11 protein-coding genes are annotated in these 12,084 nt (G+C 65.3%); 8 read left to right on the forward strand and 3 right to left on the reverse strand.

Going from position 1 to position 12,084, the window contains the following annotated elements:
• Nucleotide 1: 1 nt before the first annotated feature.
• The 4 genes from CH273_RS24915 (at nucleotide 2) to CH273_RS24930 (ending at nucleotide 6,636) form a co-directional block, all read left to right on the forward strand.
• Nucleotides 2-412, forward strand: a complete 411-nt coding sequence (locus CH273_RS24915; protein ID WP_032394611.1) for an acyl-CoA thioesterase — start codon at nucleotides 2-4, stop codon at nucleotides 410-412.
• 140 nt (nucleotides 413-552) lie between these two features.
• Nucleotides 553-5,391, forward strand: a complete 4,839-nt coding sequence (locus CH273_RS24920; RefSeq protein ID WP_032394610.1) for an NAD-glutamate dehydrogenase — start codon at nucleotides 553-555, stop codon at nucleotides 5,389-5,391.
• 98 nt (nucleotides 5,392-5,489) lie between these two features.
• The gene (locus CH273_RS24925) at nucleotides 5,490-5,954 is read left to right on the forward strand and encodes an acyl-CoA thioesterase (RefSeq protein ID WP_052049348.1); all 465 of its coding nucleotides are present in this window, start codon (nucleotides 5,490-5,492) and stop codon (nucleotides 5,952-5,954) included.
• Nucleotides 5,947-6,636, forward strand: a complete 690-nt coding sequence (locus tag CH273_RS24930; protein ID WP_032394609.1) for a hypothetical protein — start codon at nucleotides 5,947-5,949, stop codon at nucleotides 6,634-6,636. Before CH273_RS24925 ends, CH273_RS24930 begins: the two co-directional genes overlap by 8 nt.
• On the opposite strand, the gene CH273_RS24935 is transcribed toward CH273_RS24930, so the two are convergent.
• Complete coding sequence (locus CH273_RS24935; protein ID WP_032394608.1) at nucleotides 6,633-8,216, reverse strand: glycoside hydrolase family 13 protein; 1,584 nt, start codon at nucleotides 8,214-8,216, stop codon at nucleotides 6,633-6,635. The two genes, CH273_RS24930 and CH273_RS24935, sit on opposite strands and share 4 nt — an antisense overlap.
• A 212-nt stretch (nucleotides 8,217-8,428) precedes the next feature.
• Between CH273_RS24935 and CH273_RS24940 the strand changes: the two genes are divergently transcribed.
• Entirely contained in the window at nucleotides 8,429-8,896 is a 468-nt protein-coding gene (locus tag CH273_RS24940; protein WP_032394784.1) for a cupin domain-containing protein, read from the forward strand.
• An 18-nt stretch (nucleotides 8,897-8,914) separates the two neighbouring features.
• Here CH273_RS24940 and CH273_RS24945 read toward each other — a convergent pair whose 3' ends face one another.
• Together CH273_RS24945 and CH273_RS24950 are read right to left on the reverse strand one after the other, a co-directional pair.
• Nucleotides 8,915-9,310 carry a globin gene (locus CH273_RS24945; RefSeq protein ID WP_032394607.1) on the reverse strand — a complete coding sequence of 132 codons (396 nt, stop codon included), beginning with the start codon at nucleotides 9,308-9,310 and terminating at the stop codon, nucleotides 8,915-8,917.
• A gap of 51 nt (nucleotides 9,311-9,361) precedes the next feature.
• Nucleotides 9,362-10,321 (reverse strand): mechanosensitive ion channel family protein, encoded by a 960-nt coding sequence (locus tag CH273_RS24950; protein ID WP_052049372.1) that lies wholly within the window; start codon nucleotides 10,319-10,321, stop codon nucleotides 9,362-9,364.
• Between the two features lie 231 nt (nucleotides 10,322-10,552).
• Here CH273_RS24950 and CH273_RS24955 point away from each other — a divergent pair, with 231 nt between their 5' ends.
• The 3 genes from CH273_RS24955 to CH273_RS24965 all read left to right on the forward strand — a co-directional run bounded on the left by CH273_RS24955 (nucleotide 10,553) and on the right by CH273_RS24965 (nucleotide 12,011).
• Nucleotides 10,553-11,215 carry an HNH endonuclease gene (locus CH273_RS24955; protein WP_179275550.1) on the forward strand — a complete coding sequence of 221 codons (663 nt, stop codon included), beginning with the start codon at nucleotides 10,553-10,555 and terminating at the stop codon, nucleotides 11,213-11,215.
• Nucleotides 11,216-11,296: 81 nt separating this feature from the next.
• Nucleotides 11,297-11,548, forward strand: coding sequence for an aa3-type cytochrome oxidase subunit CtaJ (ctaJ, locus tag CH273_RS24960; protein ID WP_032394605.1), 252 nt, complete (start codon nucleotides 11,297-11,299; stop codon nucleotides 11,546-11,548).
• Nucleotides 11,535-12,011, forward strand: coding sequence for a DUF5130 family protein (locus CH273_RS24965; RefSeq protein WP_032394604.1), 477 nt, complete (start codon nucleotides 11,535-11,537; stop codon nucleotides 12,009-12,011). Before ctaJ ends, CH273_RS24965 begins: the two co-directional genes overlap by 14 nt.
• The last annotated feature ends 73 nt before the right edge of the window (nucleotides 12,012-12,084 follow it).

A 12,084-nucleotide genomic window follows, 5' to 3' on the forward strand; every position in this document is an offset into this window, starting at 1 on the left:
CGTGGCAGGAAAGACCTTCACCTGCACGCTCCAGGTGCGGTGGGGAGATTCCGATCGCCTCGGCCACGTCAACAACACCCGCTTCGTCGAATACCTCCAGGAAGGCCGCGTTCAGTTTCTGAACGCGGTCTTGGGAGGCTCGAAGCAACGGGGTGCGGCCGTGGTCCGAAAGCTCGTCACCGATTTTCTGCACCCGATTCTCGACGACTCCGGACCGTTGACGATCGAGCTGTGGGTCACGCGTATCGGGACCACCTCCTACGGCGTCCGGCACGTGGTGACCGACCGCGACGGAAAAGTGTGCGCGGATGCCGAGGCGACGATGGTCGCATTCGATCTCGCCACCTCGTCGTCGCGTCCTCTGGACGAGCGCGAGCGGGGACTGCTCACCGAGTACCTGCACGTCGAATAGAGCCGTCGCGCAGTTCGCCACGCGCCGGGTCTGCGAGGTCACTGCGGCAACGGGGTGTTCGACACTAAGGTCGAGTAGTCATCGACGACCGGCGATCGGCGGGCGTCGGGAAAATCCTCACGAGGGAGTACTCGAACACCATGCCACGCTCGCTGGACCTGCCCGACAACGATTGGGCCGACGGGCTCGACGACCGACTCCTGGCCGAGCTGGCGACCCTGCGTGCCGAGTACTTCGAGCACGTGGACACGACGGCCGTCGGAGCGTCTGCGCACAGCCCCGACACCACGTCCTTTTATCGGCACGTCCGGTTGGCTGCGCAGCGGCGTCCCGAGACCGCGAACGTGGCGGTTCACCGACCGAGTGAGTCGAGTTCTGCCGCCCATCGGGCCGCGGGCAGCTACCTGCAGATCGTCACAGACGACATGCCGCTCCTCGTCGAATCGGTCATCTCGCTGCTCTCCCGACTCGGCATCGAGTACACCGACGTGGTTCATCCCATCCTCTCGGTGGCCCGCGACGCCGACGGCAAGCTGACGGGCCTGACCGCCGACGGTCGACGCGAATCCTGGATTCACGTTCAGCTGCATCCCGCCACGTCCGAGGACGCGCTCGCCCGCGTCGAGTCGGAGGCGCGCCGGGTGTTGGCCGACGTGCGTCAGGTGGTCGGCGACACCGATCGAATGCGTCGGGTGCAGGCCGAAGTCGCCGATCTGCTCGACGGAGCGGCCCAGCGGGCCGGTGATCCGGAGTCCGACATCGCCGTCGATCATCGCGACGCCGCCGCGTTGCTGCGTTGGCTCGGCGACGGCCATTACACGCTCCTCGGCTACCGCCGCTACCGGATCGACGGAGTCGACGGCGCACGGACGGCCACCGGCGACGAGTCGAGCAGTCTCGGTGTCCTGCGCGACGCGGCGCACGAGGTGGACGGCTCGGAACCCCTCGGTCAGCGCGATCTGGTGACCCTGACGCAGGGTGCGAGTCCGGCCACGGTGCACCGCGCGGTCTACCCCTACTTCGTGAGTGTTCTCGACAACGAGAACTCCGCCGAGCACCGCTTCGTCGGCGTCTTCACCGTCACGGCGCTGCACGAGAACGTGCTCGACATTCCGGTGATCGAGCGTCGGGTTCGATCGGTGATCGCCCGCGCAGGCCACGATCTCGGGTCGTTCTCCGGTCAGGCGATGCTCGAGGTGCTGCAGTCGATGCCGCGCTCGGAACTGTTCGCCACCTCTGCGGCCTGGCTGTTCGAGACCGCGAGTGCTGTTCTGGCACTTGGCCGTCGGCGCAAGGTCAAACTGTTCGTCCGGCCCGACGCCAGCGGCTCCTTCGTCTCCGCCCTGGTGTACCTGCCGCGCGATCGTTACACCACCCGTGTGCGTCTCGCCATCCAGGATCGGTTGCTCCGCGAACTCGGTGGTACCTCTCTCGACTACACAGCTCGCGTGACGGAATCGGACCTGGCACTGTTGCACGTGACCGTTCGTCGCGCACCGGGAACGGCGTCGACGGAGCTCGATGCCGAGGACATCACCCGGATCGAGGCGGCGCTGACCGAGACCACCAGAACCTGGGAGGACTCCCTCGGCGACGCAGTCTCGCTCGACCGTACAGTCGACCCGCTGCGTATTCAGCGGTACACCGAGGCGTTCCCCGAGGCCTACAAGCAGGATTTCAGTCCGGCTCGGGCGGTCACCGACATCGCGCGCCTCGAAGGGCTCGGGGCCGAGTCGATCGACATGCAGCTCTACCGCAACGAGCAGTCCGCCGTTGGCAGTTGGCGGTTCTCGTTGTACATCGGCGGCGCGGGCGTCTCGCTGTCGCAGGTGCTGCCCATTTTGCAGAGCCTCGGCGTCGAGGTCGACGACGAACGACCGTACCCCGTGGTTCGGCCGGACGGAATGTCTTGCTGGATATACGATTTCGGGCTCTCCGCCTCGCGCGAGATGCTGCGCTCGGCAATCGACGGTGACATCGATGCGGAATTGTCCGAGGCAGGCACCGCCGATCGTGAGAGCCGAGTACAGCACCGGTTCACCGACGCGTTCGCGGCGGTGTGGAGCGGCGCTGCCGAGGCAGACCGGTTCAACGAGCTGGTCATGCGCGCGGGCCTGCACTGGCGGCAGGCCGTGGTGTTGCGCGCCTACGCGAAGTATCTGCGCCAGGCCGGTTTTCCCTACAGTCAGTTCAACATCGAAGGTGTGCTGCTGACGCATCCGCGCACCGCTCGGCTGTTGGTCGGGTTGTTCGAGGCGCAGTTCGATCCCGAGGCGAGCTCGGAGGAGAACGCGCAGTCGATCGGCACCCAGCTGGGGGAACTGATCGACGAGGTCGTCAGCCTCGATGCCGACCGAATCCTGCGCAGCATGTTCGAGCTGATTCGCGCGACCTTGCGAACCAACTACTTCGTGGTGGGAGTCGACGGCGAACATCGCGAGTACCTCTCGCTCAAGTTCGACCCGCAGTCGATCGCCGAATTGCCCAAGCCGAAGCCGAAGTTCGAGATATTCGTGTACTCACCCCGCGTCGAAGGTGTGCACCTGCGGTTCGGGGCCGTGGCCCGCGGCGGACTGCGCTGGTCGGATCGACGTGAGGACTTTCGGACCGAGATCCTCGGACTCGCCAAAGCCCAGATGGTCAAGAACGCCGTCATCGTGCCGGTCGGCGCCAAAGGCGGATTCGTCGTCAAGCGGCCCCCCGTCGTGACCGGTGACGCCGATCGAGATCGTCAGGCCCATGCCGAGGAAGGCAAGGCCTGCTACCGGCTGTTCATCGCCGGGTTGCTCGACATCACCGACAATCTCGACCGTGCCACCGGAACGGTGACGGTTCCCACCGGCGTCGTACGCCGCGACGGAGACGACACCTACCTGGTCGTTGCCGCGGACAAGGGCACCGCGACGTTCTCCGACATGGCCAACGACGTGGCCGCGAAGTACGGCTTCTGGCTCGGCGACGCCTTCGCCTCCGGTGGTTCGGCCGGCTACGACCACAAAGCCATGGGCATCACCGCCAAGGGTGCGTGGGAGAGCGTCAAACGCCACTTCCGCGAGCTCGGAATCGACACGCAGAGCCAGGATTTCACCGTCGTCGGTGTCGGCGACATGAGCGGGGACGTGTTCGGCAACGGCATGTTGCTCAGCCGGCACATTCGCCTGCTCGCCGCGTTCGATCACCGGCACATCTTTCTCGATCCCGACCCCGAGCGTGAGTCCTCGTTCGCCGAGCGGGAGCGGTTGTTCGCACTGCCGCGGTCGTCGTGGGCGGACTACGACACCTCGCTCATCAGTGCGGGCGGTGGAGTGTGGGAACGGACCCGCAAGTCCGTCCCGATCAGTGCGGCTGCACGTGCCGCCTTGGGGCTGGGCGATTCCGTGGCCGCGCTGTCTCCGCCGGAGCTGGTGAACGCAATCCTTCGGGCTCCGGCCGATCTGCTGTGGAACGGCGGAATCGGCACGTACATCAAGGCATCGACCGAGACCAATGCCGAGGTCGGCGACAAGGCCAACGACATGGTCAGGGTCGACGGAATCGACGTCCGTGCCGCAGTGGTGGGGGAGGGCGGCAACCTCGGAGCCACCGCCCTGGGCCGCATCGAATACGCCGCTGCCGGAGGCAAGATCAACACCGACGCCGTGGACAACTCGGCGGGTGTCGACTGCTCCGATCACGAGGTCAACATCAAGATCCTGTTGGAAACGGCCATCACCAACGGCAACCTGGCGCGCGAGGATCGAGACGAGCTGCTCGCGTCCATGACCGACGAGGTGGGCAGATTGGTGTTGTGGGACAACATCATGCAGAACGAGCTGCTCGGCACATCGAGGTTCGACGCACCGAGCCTGGTCACCGTGCACAGTCGGGTGATCGAGGATCTGGAAGTGCGCCGCGGACTCGACCGCGAGCTCGAGGCGCTACCGACCGAGGCGGACCTGCGGCGACGCAAGCAGGACGGCCGAGGATTGACCTCGCCGGAACTGGCGACGTTGATGGCTCACGTGAAGTTGGCGTTGGAAGCGGAGTTGCTCGACAGCGAACTCCCCGACAGCGACGTCTTCGCTCCGCGGCTACCCAAGTACTTCCCCGAGCCGCTGCGCGAGCCGTATGCCGACGCGATCACCGCACATCCGCTCCGGCGGCAGCTGGTGGCCACGACGCTGGCCAACGAGGCCATCGACAGCGGCGGCATCACGTTCCCCTACAGATTGACCGAGGATTCGGGTGCGGCAGGCACCGATGCCATTCGCGCGTTCGCGGCCGCCACCGAGATATTCGGACTCGACGAGGTGTGGAACTCGATCAGGGCCGCGGACGTGCCGACAGCGGTCTCGGCCGAACTGTTGCTCGAGTCGCGCCGCATGCTCGACCGCGTCTCGCGGTGGCTGCTCGCCAACCGTCCCCAGCCGCTGGCCGTCGGAGCCGAGATCAGCCGGTACGCCGGCCAGGTGCGGGCACTGCAACCGTCGGTGTCGACGTGGATCTCCGGGCATCAAGCCAGCGACCTGGACTCGCGATCGGCTGCGGCGATCGAACGCGGCGCGCCGGCCGACCTGGCTCGTCGGATCTACGGGTTGCTCGACGTGTACTGCCTGCTCGACATCATCGACATCGCCGACATCGTGGATCGGGACGGAGCCGAGGTCGCCGAGCTCTATTTCGCCCTGGACGCGCACATCGGTATCGACTGGTTGCTCACTGCCGTCTCCAAGCTGGCTCGTGGAGATCGCTGGCACTCGTTGGCGCGCTTGGCCCTTCGCGACGACCTGTACTCCTCTCTCCGGGGAATCACGCAGGCCGTACTGGCCGGCGGCGAGCCGGAGGAGTCGGTAGCGGAGAAGATCGCGGAATGGGAGTCGACCAACTCGTCTCGGCTCGCGAGGTCTCGCGCTGCATTGACCGAGATCGCCGAGTCGGGAACCCTCGACCTGGCCACCCTGTCGGTCGCTGCCCGACAGGTGCGCAACATGGTGCCGTGACCGACACGGTGCCGTGACCGACACGGTGCCGTGACCTTCCGCACCACGTCGCAACTGCCGAAAACGACGACACTCGACCGAGAAGAGGGAACGACCACGTGAGTGTGCCCGACGCCCATCTGTCCGACCAGCGACCTGCAACCGCGCGAGTGGGCTTCCATGCCACCGTGGACGTGCGGTGGTCGGACATGGATGTGTACCAACACATCAACCATGCCCGGATGGTCACTCTCCTCGAAGAGGCCCGCATTCCGTGGCTGTTGGTGGACGGGAGGCCCACGGCGAACCTGCGTCACGGAGCGGTGATCGCGGATCTGCACGTGAAGTATCGAGGCCAGCTCCGGCACGAGGACGGCCCCCTCGATGTCTTCATGTGGATCGATGCGGTGCGGGCGGTGGACTTCGTCGTCGGCTACGAGGTGCGGGCCAGGGGTGCCTCGCTTGACACCCCTGCCGCCGTCGTGGCCTCGACGCAGATCGCGGCGTTCGACATCGATGCGCAGCGGTTGCGTCGACTCACCCCGACCGAGCGCGAGTTCTTGATGAGCTGGCAGCGTGTATGAGCGCGTACTGACCGTTCCCGACGCGGTCGAGCGGGAGAACCTCGCGACGTTCTGCAGCAGGGCGCTGCGTCTGGACGAAGCTGCGGTGATCCGTATGCGGACCCGAGCGGGTGGCGGTGTTTCGTGTTGGGCAGCAACGGGTTTCGATGCGCTGGCAGCGCGGGTGATCACCGGAACCGTGGTGCCCGACGACACCAGTGCCGGTGCCGACGTGTTGGTTGCGGCGGCGGCGCAGGCGGTCGACGGTGTGATCGACCCGGGGTTCTCGATGGATTCCGCGTGGCGCGGTGCCCTGCCGCCGGACGGCGGATTCGACCATCTCGACGATGTGCCCGCCAGGGTGCTCGTGGGGCTTGCGCAACGCGGCGTCGCACTGGCCAAGGAGCACGGCAGCAGCCACGGCCCGCCGAGTTCGTTGCTCGAACAGGAAGTTCTCCACGTCGCCGGTGACGCCGACGACGTGTCGATCTCCATGCGGACGGTGTTCGCCCTCACCGCAATGGGTTTCGTTCCGCACAGCGGCAGCGATCCGTTGACCGTCGACATCGACCCGGATCGAATCGCACCCGGCGAGGTCGTTCGGGTGCGCGTGTCGAAGGTGTGGCTACGCCTCGACGCCCGCTACGGGTCGATCTTCGCTCGTCGGGCCGGGCAGCAGTTGTCGCTCACCGTCGAGCGTTAGACGAGCCACGCAGCAGCGTTCGCCGGAAGTTTGCCGTCCACCAGCGGGGCACTGGCCAGCAGCAACTCGCCGGGAGGCAGCGGGATCGACTGCTCCGAGGCGTTCAGGGCACAGATCAGGCCGCCGCTTCGGCGAAACGCCAGGCAGCCGGGAGGTGATCCGTACCAATCGATTCCGGTACCGGTGAATTCCGGACGCAGCGCCCGCAGTTCGAAGGCCGTCCGGTAGAGGCTCAGCATCGAATCGACGTCCTCGAGTTGCGCCTCGGCGGTGTACCCGTCCCACTCCGGCGGCATCGGCAACCAGGTTCGATCCGTGGAGGAGAATCCGAAGGGCGGTGAGTGTCCCTCCCAGGGCATCGGCACCCGACAGCCGTCTCGGCCACGTTCGGCATGCCCGGATCGCTCCCACACCGGATCCTGCAACGCGCTGTCGGGCAGTTGCACGTTGGGCAACCCGAGCTCGGCACCGTTGTACACGAAAATTGTTCCGGGAAGGGCCAATTCGACGAGAATCATGGCGCGGGAGCGCGCCCGACCCCGGTCCCCACCGCCGTACCGGGTGACCTCGCGCTCGACGTCGTGGTTCGACAATGTCCACGTGGGAGTTCCGGCAACCAGTTCGACAGCGGCGAGGGAATTGGAGATGGCGTCGCGGATGGTCGACGCATCGAAATCGACACTGGCCAGCCGGAAGTTGAAGCCCAGGTGCAGCTCGTCGGGCCGGATGTATTCGGAGAACCGCACGTTGTCCTGCACCCAGATCTCGCCCACGGTCACCGCGTCGGGGAATTCGTCCATGACGGCTCGGATGCGTCGATGCAGCTCGTGGACGCGAGGGTTGTTGAATCGTGGATCGTCGTCGTCGTTCTTCATCAACGCGTTCAGTTCGAGACTCATGTCGGCCAGGTCCACCGGTTTGGCCATACCGTGCGCCACGTCGAGTCGGAAGCCGTCGACGCCGCGGGAGAGCCAGAATCGCAGGGTGCGCGCGAAGTCCTCGAACACCTCGGGATTGTCCCAGTTCAGATCCGGCTGCTCGGGCGCGAAGATGTGCAGGTACCACTGGCCGGGTGACCCGTCGGGCTCGGTGATGCGGGTCCAGGCCGGGCCACCGAAGATGCTCGGCCAGTTGTTCGGTGGCTGCGAACCGTCGTCACCCCGTCCGTCTCGAAAGATGTAGCGGGCTCGTTCGGCACTACCGCGCGCAGCTGTCAGGGCCGATCTGAACCACGGGTGCTCGCTGCTGGTGTGATTGGGCACCAGATCCATCGTGACCTTGATGTCGCGCGCATGAGCCTCGTCGACCAACGCGTCGAAGATCTCCAGGTTGCCGAACAAGGGGTCGATGTCGCGAGGATCGGACACGTCGTACCCGTGATCGGCCATGGGCGACCGCGTGATGGGTCCGATCCAGACCGCGTCGATACCAAGCAGTTCGAGGTAGCCGAGCTTGTCCCGAATTCCGTCGAGGTCACCGATGCCGTCACCGTTGGAGTCCGCGAACGACCGGGGATAGATCTGGTAGAAGACGGCGTCCTGCCACCACAGCAGCTCGGAGCTTTCGATCGGATCGGTCACAAGGGGCAATAGTGCCAAACGATCGGCCGCGGAACGATTCAGGGGCGTTGGGGCACAGCGGGAGGCAGGAAGTCAGGTCAACGAACAGTAAAGCTTTGTGCTCATTCACATGACCGACTCGTGCCGTTTCGTTGAGAAAGTGTTGTATGTTTCTGCTCTGGCAACCAGTAGCGGCGGAAGCCGCGCCCGACGGTGAGGACGCGACGGAAACCATGATCACTTCGACCATCGAAGCCGTACGACTCGGCGACATCGCACTCGACGACAGCCCCATCGAACCCACCTGGATTCTCGAAGGAAACCCGCAGGCGCGCCTCGCCGAGTGGTCGAAGAGCATCGACGGCACTACCACCACCAACGTATGGGACTGCACTGCGGGACGTTTCCGTTGGTACTTCGCCGTCGACGAGATCGTGCACATCATGGACGGTTCGGTGACCGTGTCCAGTGACGACCACGCACCGCGCACCCTGCTCCCGGGTGATGCTGCACTGTTCCGTGCGGGCACCTGGTCGGAGTGGCACGTCGAGAACTACGTACGCAAGCACGCCATTCTGCGCCAGCATCTGCCGGCACCCGTGAGTTTCGCACTCAAGGTGGCCGGTTCCGTTCGCGCTCGCATGGGCAACCTCAGGGCCGCTGCCGGCGGCAAGAGCCCGCAGCGGGTCGGATCGCTGTAACCCGCTGCGCTGCCGCCGTCAGATCGCCGAGTTCATCATCGAATTGGCGGCCATCTCCATGTAGTCGATCAACTGTGCTCGGTGCGCGGAGTCCATGACCTTCGGGTCGATCGACGCGATCGCGATGTGCATGCAGCGAAGCCACGCGTCTCGCTCCATCGGTCCGATCCGAAACGGGTTGTGTCGCATCCGCAATCGAGGATGGCCGCGCTCGTCGGAATACGTCCGCGGACCGCCCCAGTACTGTTCGAGGAACATCCGCATCCGCCGTTCGGCCGGTGCCAGATCCTCCTCCGGGTACAACGGGCGCACAATCTCGTCCTTGGCGACTTCCTCGTAGAACTTCGCCGTGAGTGACCGGAACGTCTCGGCACCGCCTACCGCGTCGTAGAACGTCTGCTGCGGTTCGGTCATCACACTCTCTCTGTTCGTTCCTGGTCGGCGTCGCTCACCATCATGGTCTGTTCAGTTGCCGCGCTCGGCCACGACCCCACCCGGGCGACCCAGTGCGTACGGTGCCTTGATGTCGGCATCGTCGAATGCCTGGAGTATCTCCTGGTGGAGTCGGCGCTGCACGGCCCACTGGCGGCCGGGGCGGGTCTTGATCGTGATGCGGATGGTGACCGTGTCGGCGCTGACCGCATTGACCCCGAGCATCTCGGGCGGTTCGAGAATGTCGTCGGCGAAGTCTTTCGACTCCACCACCTTCAGCGTGGTGCGTTCGGCGACTGCGCGGGCCTCGTCGATGTTGGCCGTGTGGGACACGGGCAGATCGAGAACGGCGACCGCGAAGCCCTGACTCATGTTGCCCACGCGCAGCACCTCGCCGTTGCGGCAGTACCAGACCGTGCCGTTGACATCCCTGATCGTCGTGACGCGTAGCCCCACGCTCTCGACGGTGCCGGTCGCTTCACCGAGGTCGACGACGTCACCCACTCCGTACTGGTCCTCGAGGAGCATGAAGATGCCCGACAGAAAGTCTCGAACCAGGTTCTGGGCACCGAAGCCCAAGGCGACACCGACGATGCCCGCCGAGGCGATGAACGGAGCGACATTGACCCCCGCCACATCGAGCACCGAGAGCACGAACCACGTGAGAATCATGACCGAGACCGCCGACTTGAGCACCGAGCCGATCGTGTTGGCCCGTTGTTTGCGACGCTCGTTGAGAATCGCACCCTGGACGGTGCTCGACGACCGGTCGCGGAGCGGACGCAACAGCATCGGAGACTTCCCGACGTTGTTGCGGGTGAATCGGTCGATCAGTTTGTGCAGGACCAGTCGCAGCACGATGGCGAGGACCAGATAACCCAGAGCCTGCAGCGGACGATCGACCAACCAGTCGCGTCCGGTCTCCGTCAACTCGAAAGCTCGGGTGTCGAGATCTCGCAACAGCGACGGGTCGGGAAGGGACGATGCGGACAGGAAGGTTGATACGGACACCCGAAAAGTCTACGGAGACGTCGAGATCTCGCCAGTCACGCTGCGCATGGAGCCGCCGGTCGTCGATCGTGAACGCGAGGACGCGAGATGTTCACCGTTCGGCAACAGAAAATGCCGAGAAAAAGGCTGTGCGTGGACGGTGTATTCGTGTTCCACTGTCACTCGTGTTCCACGCAAGCCATGCGCGGGCGCCGACTGTCTCTGGAGCAACGCATGAAGAACTCGCAACACCGCCATCGACAACTCCCGCCCACTGAGGGCCGCACCACGCACGACCAGCGTGAGACGGCCTCGGGGGCTTCTCCGCTGCGTGTGGTGCCGACGGCTCACACCGCCACGGGCGACGACGCCGTTCCGGCGTGGGTCAAGCGCCGTGTGCTGCTCCTCAATGCCACATTCGAACCACTGACCGCGCTTCCGATGCGCCGGGCGGTGGTTCTTCTCGTTTGTGGGAAAGCCGACGTGGTGCACGACGATCCGGAGGGCCCGTTCATTCGGTCTGCGGACTTCTCGGTCCAGGTGCCGTCGGTGATCAGATTGCGGACGTTCGTCCGTGTTCCGTACCGAGCGCGAGTGCCGATGACCCGCGCCGCGCTGATGCACCGCGACCGGTTCCGGTGCGCGTACTGCGGAAGCAAAGCCGAAACCGTCGACCATGTGGTCCCGCGTAGTCGCGGAGGTGGCCACTCGTGGGAGAACTGCGTCGCTTGCTGCGCCTCGTGCAACCATCGCAAGGCGGACAAATTGCTCAGTGAGATCGGCTGGACACTGCGCGCCCAGTTGGTGCCGCCCAAGGGTCCGCACTGGCGACTGTTTGCGACGACCAAGGAGCTCGACCCGACGTGGCTCGCGTACCTCGGTGAGGGTGCTGCCTGACGCGGTCGGGTCTGCACATTTCGGTCACAACACCGGCCCCGACGTGGTCCGACGCGCAATTGTCGACTAACGTCACACCCCGTGAGCATTTTTGAGACCACGCTGATATTCGGGGTGATTCCGGTTGCGGTGATCGGACTCCTCGGCGCGTTGTCCTACTTGACCGACAAGCAGCCCGGTATGGACGTTCCGCCCTACCGACTGACGGACGAGTGGACGCGCGAGCCATTGCTGTGGAGTGCTACGGACGAGGTGACTCCTTTCGGAGGCCACGGTTCGCACGACGCCGACACAGCCGACTCGATCGGAGGTTCCGCAAGTGGCAAGTGGTGAACTCGTCCGCAGTGACGTCAGAGAAGAAGACCTGCCTTTCGGGGCTGCGCTCACCTCGAGCGGCCGTGTCTCGGCGGCTCACGAGTTCGGGACCGCCAATCCCGAGCACCTGCCGTTCGCCACGCAGGACCTGGTTGCGCTCGACGACGCACTCACCCAAGCGATTCGGCAGACCAAGATCCGGTTCAACGTCTACATCGGTGATCTCGGCGTCGATCCGGCCGCGGGTGCGGATTCGGTGTTCCCCGGGACTCCCGATGCCGTTCGTTCGGTCCTGATCGCCGTCGACCCCAATCGGCACGCACTCGAGATCCGCACCGGCAAGCGAGTGTCCAACCGAGCGACCGACCGGGTCGCACAGTTGGGTGTCACCGCGGCCCTCGGCCCGTTCCGCGACGGAAACCTCATCGACGGTCTGGTCACCTCCGTCCGGGTGATGGCCGCGTCCATCCTGAGCCCCTAGCTCCCTTCCTCCCGACCGCGCTCGTACGACGAGGGCCGGTTGCTCCACCTCCGGGTGGAGCAACCGGCCCTCG

The sequence above is a fragment of the Rhodococcus sp. 05-339-2 genome, from assembly GCF_002258965.1.
Classification (GTDB): Bacteria; Actinomycetota; Actinomycetes; order Mycobacteriales; family Mycobacteriaceae; genus Rhodococcoides.

Excerpts from the sequence above, each read along its gene's own strand:
- CH273_RS24940 (WP_032394784.1), top strand. The coding sequence starts at position 8,429 with ATGATCACTTCGACCATCGAAGCCGTACGACTCGGCGACATCGCACTC.
- CH273_RS24920 (WP_032394610.1), top strand. The coding sequence starts at position 553 with ATGCCACGCTCGCTGGACCTGCCCGACAACGATTGGGCCGACGGGCTC.
- CH273_RS24955 (WP_179275550.1), top strand. The coding sequence starts at position 10,553 with ATGAAGAACTCGCAACACCGCCATCGACAACTCCCGCCCACTGAGGGC.
- CH273_RS24945 (WP_032394607.1), bottom strand. The coding sequence starts at position 9,310 with ATGACCGAACCGCAGCAGACGTTCTACGACGCGGTAGGCGGTGCCGAG.